Here is a 20,575-nt window from a genome sequence, read left to right as displayed (position 1 = left end):
CCATGAAATTACATGTCCAAAACATGCTAATCATTCATGGTGGATAAAATTCTTAGCAGGTCTTGCTAAAAACTCAATCTACTTTTATTTTAAATAACAATAGAATTCAAATATTAAAAACACTATGCAACATCGTGAGATAGGGATTAAAATAAATCAATTCCATTTGTGATATGTATTATTATAGACGTATCCTTCAAAATGAACAATATTAATCATAAAATTTATTAAATGAGAATGATTATCAAAAAATATTATCTCTTTTAATTTTTTTCAAGTTGCTATATCATTAACAAACTGTAAGGGTGACCTCATATCAATTTGCATAAAAAAAGTTTATTTACGATGGGAGAATCGTTGCTATGTCTAAAAAAATACATGAATTTAATGATATGATTCGAAAGTTAAGAAAAGAAGTATTTGGAAAAGGACCAGAGCGTATTCATACTGTTTTTGTTGAGAATATGGCTGTATCGACTTTATACGGAAATATCACACCGACGGAAAAATTTATTGCCAGTACACCCGAAGGGCTAAAGATGGTACATGCTGCAAGGACGAGTATGATTCAGGATTTATATACACAATCACCACCCGAGGGAATGGAAGAATTGATAGGCAGCAAATTACTGCACTTATTTTCAGATATTAAAATTGAAGAGGATTTTGCGATTTCCGTCTTTGTTTTTGAAAAAAATATCAGTGTGTAAAGGGGATGCCTTATGGATCGAGCAATAACAAGGAAAATTACGCGTGTAGAAGGCCAGCAAGTAAAAGAAATAGATGATTTAATCGTCTCAGAATACGCTGTGACTGTAAAAATTAATCAGCAAGAGTTTGTTACGATGGTTTGTACACCAGAGTATGTGGAAGATATGGTTATCGGCTACTTAGCTTCTGAACGAGTGATACGTAGCTTTGAGGATATTGAGGAAATTTGGCACCAAGAGAAAGAAGGCTTTGTGCATATTAAAACAAAACATGTCAATCCCTATTACCAACAGACGCAAAATAAACGCTATATTACCTCTTGTTGTGGCATGAGTCGGCAAGGATTTGTATTTACCAATGATGCATTAGTAGCGAAAAAAATGGAAGATGTTCATGTGCAAATGACGACCGAGGATTGTTTTCGTTTAATGCATGAGATGCAGGACGGTGCAAATATTTTTAAGAAAACGGGTGGTGTGCATAATGCCGCACTATGTAATGTCAATGGCATTGTCTTAAGTCGCATGGATATAGGACGTCATAATGCGTTAGATAAAATTTACGGCTATTGCCTCCGTAACAATATTAGTATGCAAGATAAAATCATCGTCTTTAGCGGACGGATATCGTCTGAAATTTTACTAAAAGTCTCCAAAATAGGCTGTGAAATTGTACTATCTAAATCAGCACCAACTGAATTAGCATTGCAATTAGCAGAGCAACTTGGCATTACGACGGTAGGATTTATCCGACAACATACCCTGAATATTTATACACATCCAAAACGTATCCTATTACCTGCTCACAATTCACTGAAAGAAGGAGATTAAATGCATGATCTACAAGACCAATTAAATAGACCTTTAAGAGATTTAAGAATATCCGTAACAGATCGTTGTAATTTTCGTTGCCGCTATTGTATGCCAGCTGAAGTATTTGGTCCAGATTACGCATTTTTACCGTCTAATAAAATATTAACTTTTGATGAGATTGAACGATTAGTAAAAATCTTTGTTTCTTTAAATGTGAAAAAGGTGCGGATTACAGGCGGAGAGCCCTTACTTCGTCGTAACTTACCTGAATTAATTGCGCGCATTCACCGCATAGAAGGTGTAGAAGATATTGCATTAACTACAAATGGTTCTTTATTAAAAAAATTTGCACAACCATTAGCACAAGCTGGCTTATCTCGCGTTTCCATTAGTCTCGATTCACTGGATGATGAGCGCTTTTCTGAGATGAATGGTCGTCGTGGCAAAGTATTAACGGTGTTAGAAGGAATTGAAAAAGCTGCAGAAGCGGGTTTACAAGTGAAAATTAATATGGTTGTGCAAAAAGGAAAGAATGATCAAGATATCGTTACAATGGCACAATTTTTTAAAGAAAAACAGCATATTTTACGCTTTATTGAATATATGGATGTAGGAAATTCAAATGGTTGGCGCTTAGATGATGTTGTGTCCAAAAAGGACATTATTGAGCAAATTCATCAATTTTCACCGTTACAGCCAGCAGCGCCAAATTACAAAGGGGAAGTGGCAACCCGTTATCAATATCAAGACGCACAAGGTGAGATTGGCGTAATTTCGTCTGTTACGGATTCTTTCTGTTCCAGTTGCTCACGTGCTCGTCTCTCGGCAGAAGGAACATTATACACTTGTTTATTTGCAACAGAAGGCACGGATTTAAGAGAGCTGTTACGATCAGGGCAAGATGATGCTGCCATTATCAAATGTATTACAAAAGTATGGGAAACAAGAGATGATCGTTATTCAGATGAACGTAATGAGCAAACAATGGCAAAAAGGAAAAATTCAAAAATTGAAATGTCTCATATTGGAGGGTAGCGTATAAAAAAACAGAAAAAATCGGCAAAATAATGCCGAATTTTTCTGTTTATTTATGCACAAAAGTGCCACTTTTCCCACCAGTTTTTTCAACAAGATAGGTTTCTTTAATGACCATTGTTTTATCAACTGCTTTACACATATCATAAAAAGTTAATGCTGCAATAGACACAGCAGTGAGGGCTTCCATTTCAACACCAGTTTTCCCACTACATTTGACCGTAGCTTGGATATGGAGCTCATAGCCATTCTCTGCCTTTTCATAATGAAATTGAAAATCTGTGCCTTGTAGCATGATGGGATGGCACATGGGAATAATATCTGCGGTTTTTTTTGCACCCATAATCCCTGCAATTTGAGCAACTTGAGTTGGATCACCTTTTTTAATGTCACCTTGTTGGATGGCTTCATAGACAACATCAGATAAAGTTATGATACTACGAGCAATTGCAGTACGTGTCGTGATTTCCTTTTCTGAAATATCAACCATTTTAGGACGACCTTCGTCGTTCCAGTGTGTAAAATTATTCATTGTTAGACTCCTTTTTATTTGTTTTTGACCAATCTTGCTGTGCATTAATATTGATAAATGTTGAGTTATCATCATCAAAAGGAACATAACAAACCCGTAGTTGCGCTAACAGCACTTTCATACTTCGTTTGTTTTGTTCCGTTAATTGTTGTGCCTTGGATAAAGCTGTACGGCGATATAATGCAGCTAATGGTTGATCGCGTAGCGCTTGTAAAGGAACAATCGCATCATAATCGTCATTAATGAAGGTGACCATTTTTTGGATAAAACCAGCATTCATATAAGGCATATCGCTTGCTACGACAAAAAACCATTCCACATCAGGATAGGCTGTCATAATATGATGCAAGGCAAAAAGGGGCCCTTGATGTAGTTGCTTTTCGATGATCCAGTGGACGTTTTCCTTTTCAAACTGATATTGTAAGTGCGCATTTGTAGCAATAATGAGAGGGGATAGCTGATTTTTTTGCAACGCTATGAGACTATGCTTATATAAAGGTTGCCCAGCAAACATCTCAAACATTTTAGGTTTACCATACCGAGAGGATTGACCGCCAGCTAATACAATACCAGCAATTTTCATTTTCATAAGCGATTCAACTCACCAACAAAATGTTTGACAGTAGGTAATATGAGCTTCGTCATAGCCAGTGTCACCGCATTTGTAGAGCCTGGTAAAACGTAAATGGCTGTTTGTTGAAGACTCCCAGCAGTAGCACGACTAAACATCGCTCTTGGGCCAATTTCTTCATAGCTGAGTGTTCGAAATAATTCACCAAACCCCATCATTTCTTTTTCAAAAAGAGGCAAAATGGTGTCGTAAGTCTGGTCTCTTGGTGTAAAACCTGTTCCACCCGTGACGATAATGGTATTAATTGTTGAATCACTGCACCATTTTTTTACATGACTAGCGATATCCAGTGGCTCATCCTTTGTTAGTTGATAGTCCACAACGTCAAATGTAGCTTCTTGAAGTAATGATTGAATACGCTGTCCAGCATGATCATCTGCCTTTGTGCGTGTGTCACTGACCGTTAAAATAGCAACTTGTATTGGTTGCTGATGATGTGTGGGATGCACAGTAAAGACCTCCTTTGAACGTGCTTTACTTAAAAACATTGCCTTTATTATAATGCTATAAATGAAAAGGTCAAACGAAAATTCATAGAAAGAAAGGCCATATACTTATGCAAAATAGATATTCTAGACAACAATTATTTAATCCTATCGGCCAAACAGGGCAAGCTTCTATCCAACAAAAACACGTCCTAATAATAGGTGCGGGTGCATTAGGGAGTGCTAGTGCTGAAGCGCTTGTGCGTGCGGGTATTGGCAAACTGACACTCATTGACCGTGATTATGTAGAGTGGAGTAATTTACAAAGACAACAATTGTATACAGAGCTAGATGCACAAGAGAAAATGCCGAAAGTCATTGCAGCTAAAAATCGTCTCCAACAAATTAATGTAGAAGTAGAAATCAATGCCGTCATTATGGATGCTTGTACAGAGTCGCTGCTACCATTGTTAAAAGATGTAGATGTGTTGGTCGATGCGACTGATAATTTTGATGTTCGTTTTTTTATGAATGACCTTGCTCAAAAATATAGTATTCCTTGGGTTTACGGCTCTTGTGTTGGAAGTTATGGTGCGACTTATACGATTGTACCTGGCAAAACACCTTGTTTGCATTGCTTATTAAAAGTAATGCCCCATACTGGGATGACTTGCGATACGGTAGGAATTATTAGCCCAACGGTCCAAATTGTTGCTGCCTATCAAGTGGCAGAAGTTTTAAAATTGCTTGTTGGTGATGAGAAAGCATTAAGAAAAAGCTACTTAACGTTTGATGTTTGGCAAAATCAACACTATGAAATCAATGTAGATAAAATAAGGCAGTCCGATTGTCCATCTTGTGGTAATCACCCAACATATCCTTATTTATCCTATGAAAATCAAACTAAATTACAAATACTTTGTGGACGGGATGCAATCCAAATTCGACCGCCAAAGCCGATTCACTATCAATTCGAGCAGTTGGCAAACCAACTTCGCGCCTACGGTGAAATTCAGATGAATCCTTATTTGCTTTCTTGCCAAGCTGACGATTACCGAATCGTCATTTTCCAAGATGGGCGAGTTGTAATTCATGGTGTACAAGATATACAAAAAGCTAAAACCATTTACTATCGTTTATTAGGTTAAAGGAGTGTGTAAAATGCTAGAAAAAAGACAACCAATTCCAGTAGCAGAAGCTGTTCATCGTGTAATGGACCATGCTTTTCAAGCAAAAAAAGAGCTTGTGTCATTAACGCAAGCCTATGGTCGCTTTATTGCAGAAGCTATTAGGGCCGATCATGATGTACCAGCTTTTGACCGTTCACCATATGATGGCTATGCCATTCGTTCCGTCGATAGCAAAGAAGCTTCTTCCCAGCATCCAGTTCAATTTCAGGTTGTTGGGGAAATTGGCGCAGGCTATGTCTATGACGAAGTAGTAGGCGAACGACAAGCTGTCCGCATAATGACAGGGGCCCCTATACCACAAGGGTGTGATGCAGTGGTCATGCTAGAATTAACCCATACTTTTGAAGAAAATCATCAAAAGTATATGTCGATTAAACGATCTTTTGAAGCAGGGACAAACATTTCCTATATAGGGGAAGATGTACAGCAAGGCACTATTCTCATTGAAAAAGGTCAATATATTAACCCAGGTGTAATGGCATTACTCGCTACTTTTGGCTATGAGCAAGTACCTGTTTATCGTAAAACGGTCATTGGTGTCATTGCAACTGGTAGCGAATTACTAGAGCCAGGCGAATCTTTACAGCCCGGTAAAATTCGAAATAGTAATGCCTATATGATGATGGCGCAAATTGAGCGGGCTGGAGCACAAGTAAAATATTACGGCAAGTTTAGCGATGACCTTGAGTTATGTATTAAAAACGTGGAAAACGCCTTACAGGAAGTAGATATTCTAATTACAACGGGAGGCGTTTCTGTAGGTGATTATGATTATTTACCAGCCATTTACGAAGCGATTCATGCAAACGTACTGTTTAATAAAGTGGCGATGCGTCCAGGTAGTGTGACAACGGTGGCTGTTCGCGACGACAAATTATTGTTTGGGCTTTCTGGTAATCCTTCAGCTTGCTACGTTGGCTTTGAACTTTTTGTACGCCCGATTATTCGCACTGCATATAGTAATGCTCAACCCCATTTACGTAGAGCGCAAGCGATTTTAGGGGCGGATTTTACAAAGCCAAATCCCTTTACACGTTTTGTACGCGCACAAGCCTATTATGAAGAAGGTAAGCTAGTTGCAGTACCATCTGGCTTTGACAAATCGAGCGCAGTTTCTTCGTTGGCGTCAGCCAATGCTTTCATCGTCTTGCCTGGTGGTTCACGAGGCTATGAAAAGGACATGTCAGTAGCAGTTTTATTGTTAGAAGATTTGCAAGGAAGTGAGTGGCCTTGGGACAACATCGAAAAATCCTACAGGTAGTTGGTTATCAAGATAGTGGAAAAACGACGCTGATGGAGCAATTGATTAAACAAGCTACAAAGGAAGGGCTACGAGTAGGAACGATTAAGCATCACGGACATGGTGGTGTGCCAATGGTTGAAAATTCGAAAGATAGTAGCCGGCATGAGCAGGCGGGTGCGATGATTACAGCAGTGGAGGGTGAGGGTACTTTACGGATGAGTATTCACCAAAATAGCTGGCAACTGGCTGAGATACTAGCGATTTATGCTTCTTTTCCAATGGATATCATTTTGATTGAAGGGTATAAATACGAACATTATCCAAAGGCTGTGCTTCTACGAACAGCACAGGATCATGTGCTACTACAGCAAGTAACCAATATTATTTGTGTAATCTATTGGCCAAGCTATCCACTCGATTTGTCCCTAACGATTCCAGCGTATTCGATACATGATGAAACACAATATATGGAATTTTTGTTGAAAGAAATGAGGGGGAAATGATGACGGCACCGTTGTTTGAAATTATTGATAAACCGATTGATGTAGAGCAAGTAAGACAAAAAGTACTTAGTCGAAATGCTGGAGCTATTACACTATTCATTGGGACAGTGCGTGAAATGACAAATGGTAAAAAAACATTGCATTTGGAATATCAAGCCTATCCTGCGATGGCGATAAAAATGTTTGAACAGATTGCGAAGGAAATACAAGAGCAATGGCCAGAAGTAAAAATAGCCATTTCCCATCGTGTAGGGCATTTAGCTATTTCTGATATTGCGGTCGTAATTGCGGTGTCATCACCACATCGTAAAATCGCATATTTGGCAAATGAATATGCGATTGACCGTATTAAGCAAATTGTTCCTATATGGAAAAAAGAACATTGGGAAGACGGGACAGAATGGATTGGTGATCAATTAGAAAATATCCCTTATCCGCAAGGGGAACCCGTTATTCAGGAGGAGGAAAAATGTGATTAACATCTTATTATTTGCACACCTACAGGAAATGGTTGGTGAATCAAAGTTAACTGTAGAGCTGTCAGATGTGACGGTTGCTCACTTGAAAGAGTGGATGGAAGAGCACTATCCACAGCTATCATTACAACAAATAATGACGGCAGTAAATGAGGAATTTGCAACGGATACTACAATCGTCAAATCGGGGGACACTATCGCCTTTATCCCACCCATTAGTGGGGGATGAAGACAAAAGAGCGGGATAAAACGTAAAAATTTTAATCGTGTTAGTAAATTTCGCTATGTAACATGAAAGAACCCATGCAGTTACGCATAGCACACGTCTTACGGTGTGCTAAGTGAGGAAAGCATCCGCCGTAACGAACAACAACGGCACAGCAAAAAAGTGTTAGATTGATTGCGGTCAATCTAACACTTTTTCTCTTATACTTTTAGCAAATGGATACTAAGAAGTAAAAGGAAGGAAATAGCGATCATACACAAAACCCATGTCCAGGCAAGGGTCATGTTTCCCGAATCAATCGCCATATAAATAGCTAGCGGTGTTGTTTGTGTTTTCCCTGGAATATTCCCCGCAAACATTAATGTCGCTCCAAACTCGCCTAAAGCTCGTGTGAAGCTTAAAATCCCGCCAGATACAAGTGCTTTTAAAGCAAGGGGTGTGGACACATAAAGAAAGACTTGCCATTCGTTAGCCCCATCTACACGTGCTGCATTTTCAATATCACGATCAACAGAGGCAAAGCCCGTTTTAGCTGATTGATACATTAAAGGAAAGGCAACAATCGTAGAAGCGATAACGGCCGCCCACCATGTGAACATGACTGGCTGATCGAAAAGCCATACAATTAGATTTCCAAAAAAACTATTTTTCCCAAAAATAATGATGAGCAGGAAACCTACTACAGTAGGAGGTAATACTAAAGGTAAGAGCAACACGGTTTCTAGCAATAGCTTCCCTTTAAAATGATGGGTTGCCATCCATTTCCCCAGTAAAATTCCTGCTATAATAGCGAGAATTCCCGCAACAAAGGCAATTTCAATTGAAAGTTTAAGTGGAGACCAAAAATCGGTACTCATTTTTAGTGAGCTCCTTTAAACCCATACTTTTTAAAAATATTCATTGCTTCATCACTTTGTAAAAATTGATAAAAATCTTCCGCTTCTTGAGCATGCTTACTCGCTTTTAAGACACCTACAGGATAAATAATCGGTGCATGCATAGCTTTATCAGCAGTCGCAACGATATCAACTTTATCGGAGACAAGGGCATCTGTCTTATAAACCATTCCAGCATCTACGTTTTCTGTTTCTGTGTAAGTAAGTACTTGACGCACATCTTTTGTATACACCACTTTCGATTCAAGTGAATCCCAAAGTTGCATATTTTTTAATGTGTCAACACCATACTGCCCAGCAGGAACCGTTTCGGGTGTACCAAGCGCGATTTTTCCTGCTTGTTGTAAATCTTCAAAGGATTTGATTTGTTTTTCATTATTTTTAGGAACGATTAATACTAATTCATTGGCTAAAAGATCCGTTCTTTGCTTTTGATCAATCATTTCTTTTTCTACAAGCGCATCGAATTTATCTTCCGCGGCTGAAAAGAAAAGATCTGCAGGAGCACCCTGTAAAATTTGTTGCTGTAATGCACCAGAACCACCAAAGTTATAGAGGATTTTGATCGTATCGTGTTGTTTTTCATAAGTTGTTTTAAGTTCTTCTAAGGCATCCTGTAAACTAGCTGCCGCAGAAATCGTTAATTCAACGGGTTCGTTTGCTGTCACCTCTTTTTCTTGGTTACCACAGGCTGCAAGAAGCCCAACTAGTAATGCTAGTGTCGCAAATAAACTATAAAATTTTTTCACTATGATAATACTCCTTTTATAACTCGTTATAACAAGACATAACAAATTATAAACAGTTATAAGTAAAAAAGAAAGATAGAATTGGTAGAAAATTTCAAGATGTTCATAAAGCTATAAATACGTTACCATGTAAATAGAGGTATATAGGAGGAGAAATTTTATGTCACAAGAACAATCCTATACGATTGAAGAGGTTGCACAATTATTAAAAGTTTCGAAATTGACGATTTATGATTTAGTGAAAAAGGAAGAATTGCCAGTCTTCCGTGTAGGAAGGCAAATGCGGGTAGATCGTGCTGACTTACAAGCCTATATACAAAAACGAAAAACAGGTAGTGCGTCATTGACATCCGTAGCAACTCCGATTAAAAATTATTCAAAAATAATTATAAGTGGACAAGATTTAGTATTAGATATTTTAGCCAAATATATTGAGAAAAGGCAGTCTACGAAAGTATTGCGTTCACATGAAGGTAGTTTTAATGGTGTGATGGCGTTGTATAATGGAGACTGTGATATTGCGAGTTTACATATGTTTGATGGGGATACAGGAGATTATAATACGCCTTATGTAAAGAAAATCTTTGTGAGCCATCCGTTTGTCCTCATGAATGTAGTATCACGTAAAGCAGGTTTCTATGTTCAAAAAGGGAATCCATTGCAAATCCACACATTTGAAGATTTACAAACAAAGTCATTTAACTTCATCAATCGTGAGAAAGGCTCAGGTGCTCGCACTTTGTTAGATGAGCAATTGCGTGTTCATAATATTTTACCGACCACTATTGAAGGCTATTCCCGTGAAGAAATGAGCCATCTTGATGTTGCTTCTGCTGTCGCCAATGGACACGCTGATGTTGGGATAGGAATTGAAAAAATCGCTAAGCTCATTGATGTCGATTTTATTCCAGTTGTTAAAGAGCGTTATGATATTGTGTTATTAAAAACGCCTGAAAACCGACAACTAATTGATGCGGTGAAGGAGATTTTAAATGCACCTGATATCCAATCTGAAGTGGCTGCATTAGGAGATTATGACGTCTCTCAAATGGGACAAGTTATGTATGAAACGCTATCATAAAATTTCATATTGAGTTTATGATAAAAATCAATTACAATTTTAACTAGTAAATTTAATGGTCGTTGTGTCATTTGGATATTGCACAGCCTCTATAAAATTTTCACGATATATGGTGAGATGGATAAATTAGTAGGTGTTACTGCTATGATATTAGCCCGCCATAAAATAGCTTGCGTTGTTAATGCGCAACTATTTTATGGGCGGGCTTTTTTGTATATAAAAAAGGGGGGTGGATTATGTGACCTGGACAGTTTTACACATCATTGGCATGATTGCATACGCCATAAGTGGTGCATTTGTTGCGATACAGGCCAAATATTCTTTTATTGGTATATTTGTGCTCGGTCTTACTACGTCTTATGGTGGTTCCATTATCCGTAATGTTGTACTGGATATACCTGTGTCAGATATATGGGATCGTCATTCTTTATTAGTTGTTTTAGCTACGCTAACGACTATTTTATTTGTCAAAAAGAATTGGATTCATCACTGGAACCGCTGGGGCTATTTCTTTGATTCAATTGGCCTAGCTTCTTTTGCTATACAGGGCGGATTGTTAGCAAAAAGCTTACAGCACGACATCGGCATCATTATTATTGCGTCTATGTTTACGGGTGTTGGTGGTGGCATGATTCGAGATTTGTTAGCTGGGAGAACCCCACTTGCATTAAGAGAAGAAATTCATGCTGTACTAACAATAGTATGTGCACTCTGTATATGGGCAGGGTGGGACAGCCCGCTTGAATTATCAGTAATCGTGTTTTTCATAGTGATGATTCGAATGTTTTCTGTTTTGAAGTGCCAGGCACGCAAATAATTCTGACAATTAAACAGTTAAAAAAGCCTCGTTCTTATATTTAGAACGAGACTTTTAGTATAGAGAGGTACTATTACACTGCACCAAATAATTTTAAAATATTGATAATGACAATACCTACAATACCAAAGTCAGAATCACCAAATGTTGTTCCTTCATAGCCGATGTCACCCATGAAAATAAGTAGAATAGCAGGGATGAAGCTGATGATTAAACCGTTGGCAAAAGCACCTGCCATCGAGCCGATTCGACCACCTGTTGCATTTCCAAAAACGCCTGCGGCTGCACCAGTGAAAAAGTGAGGCACGAGACCTGGTATAATGACTTTTAGCCCAATAAGTGGGAGTGCGAACATGGACAATAAACCAGCTAAAAAACTAAAGAGGAAGCCGATGATAACTGCATTTGGTGCGAATGGGAAAATCGTCGGACAATCTAATGCAGGCTTAGCATTTGGCACGAGCTTGTCGGCAATGCCTTTAAATGCCGGGATAATTTCAGCAATTAGCATGCGCACGCCTGCAAGGATAATATAAACTCCAGCAGCAAAGGTAATCGCTTGAATAATTGCAAAAACAATGAAATTTGATCCACCTGATAATTGTGCTTCAATATAAGAGCGACCTGCAAATAATGCCACTACAATAAAAAATATGCTCATTGTTAAGGAAATGGCTACTGATGTATCTCTTAAAAATCCTAGTGACTTGGGTACTTGAATCGCTTCAGTTGTTTTAGCTTTGTTGCCAAATAGCTGCCCAATTTTAGCAGATACATAGTAACCTATACTTCCAAAATGTCCAACTGCGAAATCATCACTACCTGTAATTTGGCGCACTGTAGGTTGTAAAATGGCAGGAAAAATAACCATACAAATACCTAATAATATTGATCCGGTAATAATAAGCGGTATGCCACTCATACCACCAACCGAGAGCGAAGCCGCGATTAAACACGCCATAAATAATGTATGATGCCCAGTTAAAAAAATATATTTTAAAGGCGTAAATCGCGCTAGCAATAAGTTCATGATCATACCGAACACCATAATCATGGCAGTGGATGTTCCAAAAGTCGTTTGCGCCGCGGCTACAATGGCTTCATTGTTGGGGATAACCCCTTGAACCTGAAAGGCATGATCGAACATTTTACTAAAGTGAGTTAAAGAGCCAATTAAAACGGCTGCACCTGCACCTAAAATAACAAAGCCCATAATGGTTTTTAAAGTACCTGAAAGAACAGTTGAAGCGGACTTTTTTTGGATTAGTAAGCCGACAAGCGCAAATAGGCCGACTAGTATTGCTGGTGTACCTAAAATGTCATTCATCATAACATCTAACATACCAACACCTCATCCTATCCAATTTTAAAAACTAAACTTGAAAATATATAATCTCACTGACTATTAACGTAAAATGAATTTTTCCTAAAGCAGCGGCCCAAGCTTGAATGTTATTTCTGGAATACTCATCATATTGACGATACGAACGATTTTTCTCACACCATTATCTAATTGATCTACAATATCTCCTGCACCGATATAAATATCTGCCTTCTCTGCCGTTGCAGATGTTAAATCTGTATGCGTTACCTCTGCTTCTTTTCCGAGTTCAAGTAGTGCTTTTTTTACATTCAGTTCCATAATGAAGCTACTGCCTAAGCCGTTTCCGCAAACGACTAAAATTTTCATTATCATTGCTCCTCTGTAGCATATTTTTTTATTTTCTCCATAATGCATTCTGGACGCTGGCATCCAATAATATTGTCGATTTGACTAGGTTCTTGTAACACTTGTGTTAAATCAACTAGAGCTTGTAAATGCGTTGTATGATCAGTAGCCGCTAAAACGATAATTAGTGATACAGGTTTATCTGCTCCAAATAGTACAGGGTTTTGTAGATTTAATAAGCTCATCGATAATTCATTTACTCCATCAGATGGACGAGCATGTGGTATTGCAACTTTAGGTGTAAGCACGACATATGGGCCGTGTTGTTCGATGGATTGTATCATGGCTTGGATATAGCGCTTTTCTATTTTGTTTTGCTGTATTAGTGGTGATGCAGCGACGTATATAGCCTCTTGCCAGTTAGCTACTTTGTTAACAATTTGAATTGTATCTATATTGAGTAACTCGGTAAGCAAGTTGTTATCCCTCCTTTCATTAGCATTCAACAGGTCTTCTATCCATGTTATTAATGCATACTATGAAATTATGTCAGATTGCCGAATATTTTTAACGAATTTGTTGAAAAGGGAGAGAGTGTGGAATAAGCCGCTTCTGAAGCTATTTTGTGCATACAGGGGAGGGAGAGCTCACAGATGTTTTGTATCTGTGAGTCAAGTTGATTAATTAAAATGAAGGGCATTATGACTGGATTTTTCGTGCTAAATCGTAAATGGCTTTTTTGACAAATCCATCAATCTTATTGTCTAGTCTGGACTGAGGGTATATAAGCTGAATTTTCCGTTTGAGTGCTATATCATGTAAGTCTTTCTTCACTAATAAGCCTGATTGTAATTCTTCTTCAATAAGGGAAACAGACAGAAATGTAATTGTTTTACCAAATGTCAGCATTTTTTTAATCGTACTTACAGAATCGAGTTCAATTGTATTAAAAGATGGTTGAAATGGGTTTAGCCATTTTTCAATAAAATGGTTGGTTGAACTAGATGAAGTGTGTAATAATACTTTGTTTTTAAGGACATCTGATTGTGAGATGTCTTTTTTTGCTGCAAGTTCGTGACTAGGGCTTAAAGCCAAAACGAGCGAATCTTCACCAATCTTTTCATAGGAAAGTGTTGGGTTTTGTTGCTTTGTTTCCATTATTAAACCAAAGTCAAGCTCCTGCAAGGCTACCATTTTTTCGATTTCAGGTGCTGTTTTTACTTCTAAGGAAATTCGAATGTCTGGATAAGCCGTAGAGATTTGGTTAATAATTTCAGGCATAAAAATATGGGCAGGTAGTGCACTTGCACCTAAACGAATGGAACCAACGTTACCTGCTAATAGATTTTCAATGAAGCGATCCATATCGTTTTGTAATTGTACTATTTGGCGTGCATAGTGAAAAAGCCCTTCTCCCGCTTCAGTTAAACGATAGCCACCTGCATTTGTCCGAAACAAGCGAACACCGTATTCTTCTTCAATCGAGCGAATATGAAAGGAGACAGTGGGTGGGGTAATACCTAGTTCTTTAGCGACGGGAGCTAGTTTTTTAAAATCGACGAGTAAGCAAAATGCCTGTAATTTAAGATGATTCATTTTAGCCTCCTAAAGTAAATTCGATAAACTATTGCATTAACTTTAGTTTATTAGATTTTTTTTAACGACATATTAATAGTAGGTTAATATTTTCTAAATATCTGGAAACTATAGTAGAGATAGATGAGGGGGATACAATGAAAATCTCAATTACAAATGTAGAGAAAAAATATGGACATGCGCAAGCGCTATGGCCCATTAATGTGGAATTAAACAGTAAGTTCATTACAATATTGGGACAATCGGGCTGTGGTAAAACGACATTATTAAAAATATTGGCTGGTCTTGAGAAACCAACAAATGGTGAAATTGCATTCGATGACAAAATCATTTATTCTTCTAAGCTTCGTAAAAATGTCAAACCAAATAAACGCAATATCGCCATGGTCTTTCAAGATTTCGCGTTATGGCCGCATATGACCATTTTCCAAAATATCGCATTTGGTTTAAAAGGAATTGTAACAAAGGCGGAAATACCAGAACGGGTAGCGGATGTTATGCGTTTGGTGAACATGGAGGGATATGAAAATCGCAAGCCCGGACAATTGTCGGGTGGTCAACAACAGCGGGTAGCACTTGCACGGGCACTGGCAACGAATCCAAAGTTAATTTTATTTGATGAACCATTATCAGCACTAGACGCAGTGCTTAGAGAAAAAATGCAGGATGAAATTATGCATATTATCCATGAACTAGATTGCCAAGCGATTTTTGTAACACATGATCAAACGGAAGCAATGACTATGTCAGATCAAATTATTGTGATGGAGTCAGGTAGAATTGCACAGGTTGGGTCACCAGAGGAGATTTATCACGCACCAGCAACACCTTATGTAGCGGATTTTATAGGCAAGGTTAATTGGTTTGATAAAGGTAATTGTATTGTACGTCCAGAGGGTGTATCGAGAAAACAATATCCTGGAACTATTGCGAAACAAGCGATGATTGTGAAAAGTACTTTTGTTGGGGATCGATATTTAGTACAGGCACAAGTAGAAGGAAAGCAATGGAGCTTTTATGAAACCGTGCCACTGGAACAAGGCAAGCAACTTGAAGTTTTTGTAGATACAAAACAAATATATCAATTGGAGGGTTTAACGTGAAAAAACGTTTCAAATTACTAGCAACTGCTGGGGTTCTTGTAGCATTAACATTAGCGGGGTGCGGCAATAATAAATCAGCTGACAGTGTCAATAATGAGGCAGCAAGCGCAAAGCCGAAAGAAGTGCAAACATTAACGGTCTATTCAGCTGGTCCAGATGGGTTGGCTGCTAATATACAACAAGCTTTTGAAGAAAAAACAGGCATAAAAGTAGAAATGTTTCAAGGGACAACAGGCAAAATTTTATCTCGTTTAGAAGCGGAGAAAAATAATCCTGTGGCAGATATCGTTGTATTAGCTTCCGTGGCATCAATGGACGGGCTAAAGGAGTCAAATCAGCTACATAGCTATAAAGAAGCAGAAAATGCTACGAAAATGAATAGTGATTGGTCAGATGCAGAGGGCTATTACTATGGCTATAGCGCCTCAGCATTAGGTATTGCCTACAATACGAAAAATACAAAAGATATTCCAACTGAATGGACAGATTTAGCTAAACCAGAGTGGCAAGGAAAAATGAATATTCCTGATCCAAGTTTGTCAGGTTCTGCTGTCGATTTTATTTACGGCTATACTGAAGCTGAAAAAACTGCTTGGGATACAATCCAATTATGGAAAAACAATGGATTACAAGTGAATGGTGCAAATAAGGAAGCATTAGATGCAGTCATTACAGGTGATAAAAATGCAACAATCTCAGGCGTAGACTATATGGCTTATAAAGCAAAAGCGAGTGGGGAGCCAGTAGAAATTGTTTATCCGAAGAGTGGAACTGTTGTAAGTCCTCGAGCGGTAGGCATTATGAAAGATGCTAAAAATGTTGAAGGTGCAAAAGCATACGTCAATTTCCTACTTTCAGATGAAGGACAAAAGCTAGTTACAGATGCTTATTTACTGCCAGGTAATAACGAAATAGCTGTAAAAGATCGTGCTGCATTAGATGAAATTCCACAGTTACATGTGAACTGGAAAGGTTCAGAGTCAAAGCAGCTTGATATATTAACGAAGTTTAATGATATTTTCCGTTAAGAGGCTAGCGAAGGAATCAAAAAGCATCTTTCCTTTTAGATGATGCGATTAACTTGTTGAGAAAAAATTCGCTTTTAGTCAGTAATCAGTCTTTAAGAAACAGCACTGACTATTGCGGATTTTTTTCAAAATAACAATTATGTTCTATTTGGACTATCTATACTATGTTTTCTAAGAAAGGAATGATGCAACGATGATCATGGAAGGCAAACGCACTTTTGGCCTCTTATTGACGATTGTCGCAACGTTTGCTATCGCGCCATTAATAGCCATTGTTTATTATACATTTGTCCATGATGGTCATTTTGACGTTTCACAAATTAGTAGAATGTTTGACAATGATCGTTTATGGCGGACATTAGGCAATTCTTTATTGCTAGGTATATTCGTTATTTTAGGGACGACGATACTAGCATTGCCTATGGCATTAATTCGTACAAAAACAAGCTTACATAAATATGATTGGCTAGATATTATTCTAACGATTCCTTTTATGACACCTCCTTATATCGGTTCTATGGGATGGATATTGTTTATGCAAAATAATGGTTTTTTACAGCAGCTAGTACCGGGGACCGCTTGGTTATCAAATGCCTTTTTTTCTTTATTTGGTATGGTCATGGTTATGAGTCTGCACCTGTTTCCTTTTTTATATTTAATGCTGAAAAATACGTTGCTTAGAATAAATGGTTCATTTTTAGATGCTGCACTTATTTTTGGCCGCAGCTCTTTAAGAAATTGGCTGCGGGTTATATTGCCTTTACTCGTTTCAAGCTATGTTCTAGGAGTATTGCTGATTTTCATTAAAACGCTGGCGGAATTTGGGACGCCTGCAACGTTTGGAAGTCGCATCGGATTTCAAGTTTTTACGACAGAAATTCACTCTTACCTTTCAAGATGGCCAGTAGATATTCGTATGGCAACATCGCTCTCATTATTTTTACTTTCAGTGTGTCTCGTTGTTTGGTATGTTCAAAATCTTATCGGACGAAAGTTTACATATAGCGTGCTTTCAGGAAAAACACCCGCTGTTCGTGACATAAAAGATAAATGGTTTATTAAGCTTGGTGCATGGTTTTATGTAGGTTTTGTGTTATTGTTTGCAATCGGCATTCCATACTTTTCGATTATCGTGACTTCGTTACAAAAGGTTCGTGGAGATGGTTTAAGTGCCGGCAATTTCAGTTTTGCGTCTTATCAGGCTGTGTTTACTAGCGGAAGCGATGGGTTAGCAGCATTTTTAAATAGCGTTGTTTTTTCAATTTTAACTGCCGTTATTACAGCGATCATTGGTTTTTTTATTGCACTATACATTAAAAAGGGTGAAACGAAAAAGCAACAAATGTTAGATTTCTTTAGCTTAATGCCAAATATCATTCCTGGAATTGTTTTTGTCGTCGGTTTAATTATGTTTTGGAATGCACCTTGGCTTCCAGCGACGATTTACAATACAAAGACAATGGTAGTTGTGACGTATTGTGTGCTTTTCCTACCATACTCTGTGCAATATACAAAATCTACATTTTCACAGTTAGATCAATCTATTTTCCAATCAGCTGCTATTTTTGGACGAAATAGTTGGGACATGTATCGATATATTTTCATCCCACTGTTAATGCAGGGAATACTTGCTGGCATGATGATGACATTTATTATTTCAATGCGTGAGCTAGTCGCAGGTCTCCTTATTTTGCCACCGTCAGTTGAGACAGGAGCAACGTTTATCTACAGCCAATTTGAACAAGGCAATGTTGGGCTAGGAATGGCTGTTGCGGTTATTACAGTCGCTATGACCGTTGTTTTTATGTTCCTATTAGATTGGCTTCAAAAACGGGGAGGACACGTAGGTGCTTAATATAGAAATTTTAGGAGGAGTTGGGGAGTATGGTCGTAACTGCTTTTATCTCGAAAAGGATGGGCGTGCTATTTTACTAGATTGTGGTGTTATGAACAATAGTGAAAAAACAAAGCCAAATTTATCACCAGCTCATGTGGCAAAACTAGATGCAGTGTTTATTTCTCATTCCCATATTGATCATGTAGGTGCGCTTCCTTTACTTGTACAGTTGGGCTACGATGGTCAACTCATTATGAGTGAAATAACAGCGAAACAATTAAAGCAATCTTTTAAAAATATTCAAACGTTTGAACCAAAGTCGATTGGCAGTTGGATAAATATTAACGATAATCTTTCTTTTCAATGGGGCTATAGCGGACATTTAATAGGGAGCGTTTGGTACAGCATTCGATTTTTAGAGGAGGTGATATTTTTTTCAGGAGATTATGTGATGGATTCCTATCTATTAAAGGCGAATCTTCCGATGATGGGAAAGAATGATTATAACGTTGCGTTCATAGATAGCGGCCATTTTGAAAAGCACATTAACAACAAAGAAATATTGCATCAATTAGCGGATTTTATCGATGCCAACGATAGTAGACCAATTATTTTTCCTTCTTCCTATTCTGGCAAAACTGCTGATATTGCGTTTTACCTTTTTGAGCATACTACAAGAAAGGTGTCTATCGATAATGATTTTTTTCCTTTTTTTGAAGAGTATTACGATGCGCCCGAAAATGTTGTATCTACTAAGCTATTGCCGTCATTCAGAAGTGACTGTTTACAAAAGATGATAATGGAAGATAACGCTATTTATTTTGTTCCTGAGCGAGATGAAGGAACAATTACAAAGCTACTAACTAATTTACCATCAGCAATTGTAATCTTTACAGGGTACTTTAATAAAGGCAGTTACATGCAACAATTAGCACCAAATCAAATAAAACATTTTTTCTACAAAACACATCCTGATTATCAGGATACTATCGTGTTGTCAAAGCACATAAATGCTCATAAAACCATCTATTTTCACAGTCAGTTAACAAATATAGAAACGACACTTTTAAAAATAATCGGAAATGAGGATGAAAATATATGAGAAATTATTTGAAAAAGCTTGCAATGAAACTAGGCGTAATGGGATTGGTATTATGTACTATTGGCATGTTGAATACTATACAGGCAAAAGCGGCCATTGAGCCCGGGCATGAGATTAAATATAATCTAAAATCAGAGCTGTTCAATGAGTCGGACATTTTGAAAATTTTCACAGCTACTAAAAAAGATGAAGTGAAAATTTATTACTTCGATACACAAAGTAAAGATTTTCTAAGTGCAGACTATAACAATCGTTTGCGTGTTTATAAAGATAGCAATAAAATTGACATTACGTATAAAAAGAGATTTCTCAATACACCACTTGAAGAAGCACTTGCGATAACTGAAAGTCACGGCTTTACAGGTGACGAGTCCAACTATAAATTTGAAATGGATATTAAGGGCGGTAATCGTACGTTTACAATTAGTCGAAAAGAGTCCTTGAAGGAAACTGCTAAAGTTAACTACGATGCTGTAGATACAAGTGCTGCAAAAAAAATAATTTTAGACAATGTGCCAAAGAAAATTTTAAATTGGGACTCTGCTACTTGGTTTAATAACACGTTATCACAGGCGGTCGTGTATGGACCTGCCAAGGCAACAACATATAAAGGAAGCTATGCAGGATATGAGGCAGATATTGAAGTTTGGCATTATCAAGGCGAAATCATGATAGAGCTATCGACAAAAGAAAGCAATGCTGCAAAAGCTGCAACGATTGAAAAAGTATGGCGTGAACATCTAGAAGCAGCAGGTTTTCTAAGTGCGGATCAGCGTGGGAAAACGGCGTTTGTAATGGAAAAGTAATATTCCAATTAAGATTCAATAAGATTTCATAAAAAAATTTCGTGATACTTCTACGGATAGCGACAAAGCAACCGTTAGAAGCATACGAAATTTTTTTATTTATCATT

General features: G+C 37.7%; 24 protein-coding genes. 15 read left to right on the top strand and 9 right to left on the bottom strand.

The features are described 5' to 3' along the window. Window positions 1-362: 362 nt before the first annotated feature. Genes ACIP9G_RS08835 through moaA form a run of 3 tightly spaced genes read left to right on the top strand, consistent with a single transcriptional unit; the run spans window position 363 to window position 2,558 of the window. Window positions 363-710 carry a Na-translocating system protein MpsC family protein gene (locus ACIP9G_RS08835; RefSeq protein ID WP_173478387.1) on the top strand — a complete coding sequence of 116 codons (348 nt, stop codon included), beginning with the start codon at window positions 363-365 and terminating at the stop codon, window positions 708-710. Window positions 711-722: 12 nt separating this feature from the next. Continuing rightward, window positions 723-1,541, top strand: a complete 819-nt coding sequence (gene fdhD / locus ACIP9G_RS08830; RefSeq protein WP_340825345.1) for a formate dehydrogenase accessory sulfurtransferase FdhD — start codon at window positions 723-725, stop codon at window positions 1,539-1,541. Next, window positions 1,542-2,558: a GTP 3',8-cyclase MoaA gene (moaA, locus tag ACIP9G_RS08825; RefSeq protein WP_401018824.1), complete on the top strand. Its 1,017-nt coding sequence runs from the start codon at window positions 1,542-1,544 to the stop codon at window positions 2,556-2,558. Window positions 2,559-2,607: 49 nt separating this feature from the next. Here the strand turns inward: moaA and moaC are convergent, their stop codons facing one another. Genes moaC through ACIP9G_RS08810 form a run of 3 tightly spaced genes read right to left on the bottom strand, consistent with a single transcriptional unit; the run spans window position 2,608 to window position 4,170 of the window. After that, window positions 2,608-3,090 (bottom strand): cyclic pyranopterin monophosphate synthase MoaC, encoded by a 483-nt coding sequence (gene moaC / locus ACIP9G_RS08820; protein WP_401018823.1) that lies wholly within the window; start codon window positions 3,088-3,090, stop codon window positions 2,608-2,610. Then, the gene (gene mobA, locus ACIP9G_RS08815) at window positions 3,083-3,679 is read right to left on the bottom strand and encodes a molybdenum cofactor guanylyltransferase (RefSeq protein ID WP_401018821.1); all 597 of its coding nucleotides are present in this window, start codon (window positions 3,677-3,679) and stop codon (window positions 3,083-3,085) included. Before mobA ends, moaC begins: the two co-directional genes overlap by 8 nt. Further along, window positions 3,676-4,170, bottom strand: coding sequence for a MogA/MoaB family molybdenum cofactor biosynthesis protein (locus tag ACIP9G_RS08810; RefSeq protein ID WP_401018820.1), 495 nt, complete (start codon window positions 4,168-4,170; stop codon window positions 3,676-3,678). The genes mobA and ACIP9G_RS08810 overlap by 4 nt, the downstream gene beginning before the upstream one ends. A gap of 107 nt (window positions 4,171-4,277) precedes the next feature. Here ACIP9G_RS08810 and ACIP9G_RS08805 point away from each other — a divergent pair, with 107 nt between their 5' ends. Genes ACIP9G_RS08805 through moaD form a run of 5 tightly spaced genes read left to right on the top strand, consistent with a single transcriptional unit; the run spans window position 4,278 to window position 7,787 of the window. After that, window positions 4,278-5,294, top strand: coding sequence for a thiazole biosynthesis adenylyltransferase ThiF (locus ACIP9G_RS08805; protein WP_401018819.1), 1,017 nt, complete (start codon window positions 4,278-4,280; stop codon window positions 5,292-5,294). Window positions 5,295-5,307: 13 nt separating this feature from the next. Next, the gene (locus ACIP9G_RS08800; RefSeq protein ID WP_401018817.1) at window positions 5,308-6,597 is read left to right on the top strand and encodes a molybdopterin molybdotransferase MoeA; all 1,290 of its coding nucleotides are present in this window, start codon (window positions 5,308-5,310) and stop codon (window positions 6,595-6,597) included. Next, window positions 6,567-7,082 (top strand): molybdopterin-guanine dinucleotide biosynthesis protein B, encoded by a 516-nt coding sequence (gene mobB / locus ACIP9G_RS08795; protein WP_401018815.1) that lies wholly within the window; start codon window positions 6,567-6,569, stop codon window positions 7,080-7,082. Before ACIP9G_RS08800 ends, mobB begins: the two co-directional genes overlap by 31 nt. Then, a complete protein-coding gene (locus ACIP9G_RS08790; protein WP_401018813.1) occupies window positions 7,082-7,561 on the top strand; it encodes a molybdenum cofactor biosynthesis protein MoaE in 480 nt (159 codons plus the stop codon). Before mobB ends, ACIP9G_RS08790 begins: the two co-directional genes overlap by 1 nt. Further along, entirely contained in the window at window positions 7,554-7,787 is a 234-nt protein-coding gene (gene moaD / locus ACIP9G_RS08785) for a molybdopterin converting factor subunit 1 (protein ID WP_401018811.1), read from the top strand. The genes ACIP9G_RS08790 and moaD overlap by 8 nt, the downstream gene beginning before the upstream one ends. 197 nt (window positions 7,788-7,984) lie before the next feature. Here moaD and modB read toward each other — a convergent pair whose 3' ends face one another. Further along, window positions 7,985-8,641: a molybdate ABC transporter permease subunit gene (gene modB, locus ACIP9G_RS08780; RefSeq protein WP_401018809.1), complete on the bottom strand. Its 657-nt coding sequence runs from the start codon at window positions 8,639-8,641 to the stop codon at window positions 7,985-7,987. A gap of 2 nt (window positions 8,642-8,643) precedes the next feature. Further along, window positions 8,644-9,429 carry a molybdate ABC transporter substrate-binding protein gene (gene modA, locus ACIP9G_RS08775; protein WP_401018808.1) on the bottom strand — a complete coding sequence of 262 codons (786 nt, stop codon included), beginning with the start codon at window positions 9,427-9,429 and terminating at the stop codon, window positions 8,644-8,646. Between the two features lie 160 nt (window positions 9,430-9,589). Here modA and ACIP9G_RS08770 point away from each other — a divergent pair, with 160 nt between their 5' ends. Then, window positions 9,590-10,510: a substrate-binding domain-containing protein gene (locus ACIP9G_RS08770; protein WP_401018806.1), complete on the top strand. Its 921-nt coding sequence runs from the start codon at window positions 9,590-9,592 to the stop codon at window positions 10,508-10,510. A 238-nt stretch (window positions 10,511-10,748) separates the two neighbouring features. Beyond that, window positions 10,749-11,327 (top strand): trimeric intracellular cation channel family protein, encoded by a 579-nt coding sequence (locus tag ACIP9G_RS08765; protein ID WP_340825324.1) that lies wholly within the window; start codon window positions 10,749-10,751, stop codon window positions 11,325-11,327. Window positions 11,328-11,400: 73 nt separating this feature from the next. Here the strand turns inward: ACIP9G_RS08765 and ACIP9G_RS08760 are convergent, their stop codons facing one another. The 4 genes from ACIP9G_RS08760 to ACIP9G_RS08745 all read right to left on the bottom strand — a co-directional run bounded on the left by ACIP9G_RS08760 (window position 11,401) and on the right by ACIP9G_RS08745 (window position 14,592). After that, complete coding sequence (locus ACIP9G_RS08760) at window positions 11,401-12,669, bottom strand: PTS ascorbate transporter subunit IIC (RefSeq protein ID WP_340825323.1); 1,269 nt, start codon at window positions 12,667-12,669, stop codon at window positions 11,401-11,403. Between the two features lie 84 nt (window positions 12,670-12,753). Then, window positions 12,754-13,017 carry a PTS sugar transporter subunit IIB gene (locus tag ACIP9G_RS08755; RefSeq protein WP_340825322.1) on the bottom strand — a complete coding sequence of 88 codons (264 nt, stop codon included), beginning with the start codon at window positions 13,015-13,017 and terminating at the stop codon, window positions 12,754-12,756. Window positions 13,018-13,019: 2 nt separating this feature from the next. Beyond that, window positions 13,020-13,472: a PTS sugar transporter subunit IIA gene (locus ACIP9G_RS08750; RefSeq protein WP_340825321.1), complete on the bottom strand. Its 453-nt coding sequence runs from the start codon at window positions 13,470-13,472 to the stop codon at window positions 13,020-13,022. 223 nt (window positions 13,473-13,695) lie between these two features. Beyond that, window positions 13,696-14,592 (bottom strand): LysR family transcriptional regulator, encoded by an 897-nt coding sequence (locus tag ACIP9G_RS08745; RefSeq protein ID WP_401018804.1) that lies wholly within the window; start codon window positions 14,590-14,592, stop codon window positions 13,696-13,698. 137 nt (window positions 14,593-14,729) lie between these two features. On the opposite strand from ACIP9G_RS08745, the gene ACIP9G_RS08740 reads away from it, so the two are divergent. The 5 genes from ACIP9G_RS08740 to ACIP9G_RS08720 all read left to right on the top strand — a co-directional run bounded on the left by ACIP9G_RS08740 (window position 14,730) and on the right by ACIP9G_RS08720 (window position 20,468). After that, window positions 14,730-15,695 (top strand): ABC transporter ATP-binding protein, encoded by a 966-nt coding sequence (locus tag ACIP9G_RS08740; protein WP_340825319.1) that lies wholly within the window; start codon window positions 14,730-14,732, stop codon window positions 15,693-15,695. Next, on the top strand, window positions 15,692-16,723 hold the full coding sequence (locus ACIP9G_RS08735) for an ABC transporter substrate-binding protein (protein WP_401018801.1): 1,032 nt from the start codon (window positions 15,692-15,694) through the stop codon (window positions 16,721-16,723). The genes ACIP9G_RS08740 and ACIP9G_RS08735 overlap by 4 nt, the downstream gene beginning before the upstream one ends. A gap of 193 nt (window positions 16,724-16,916) precedes the next feature. Beyond that, the gene (locus ACIP9G_RS08730; RefSeq protein ID WP_401018800.1) at window positions 16,917-18,578 is read left to right on the top strand and encodes an ABC transporter permease; all 1,662 of its coding nucleotides are present in this window, start codon (window positions 16,917-16,919) and stop codon (window positions 18,576-18,578) included. Then, on the top strand, window positions 18,571-19,662 hold the full coding sequence (locus ACIP9G_RS08725) for an MBL fold metallo-hydrolase (RefSeq protein ID WP_401018799.1): 1,092 nt from the start codon (window positions 18,571-18,573) through the stop codon (window positions 19,660-19,662). Before ACIP9G_RS08730 ends, ACIP9G_RS08725 begins: the two co-directional genes overlap by 8 nt. Further along, a complete protein-coding gene (locus ACIP9G_RS08720) occupies window positions 19,659-20,468 on the top strand; it encodes a hypothetical protein (protein ID WP_401018798.1) in 810 nt (269 codons plus the stop codon). The genes ACIP9G_RS08725 and ACIP9G_RS08720 overlap by 4 nt, the downstream gene beginning before the upstream one ends. Window positions 20,469-20,575 lie beyond the last annotated feature (107 nt).

It is taken from the genome of Lysinibacillus sp. NPDC093197 (assembly GCF_044754025.1).
GTDB lineage: Bacteria > Bacillota > Bacilli > Bacillales_A > Planococcaceae > Lysinibacillus.
The sequence above is the reverse complement of the archived record's forward strand: the minus strand, read 5'-3'. Positions and strand labels throughout refer to the sequence as shown.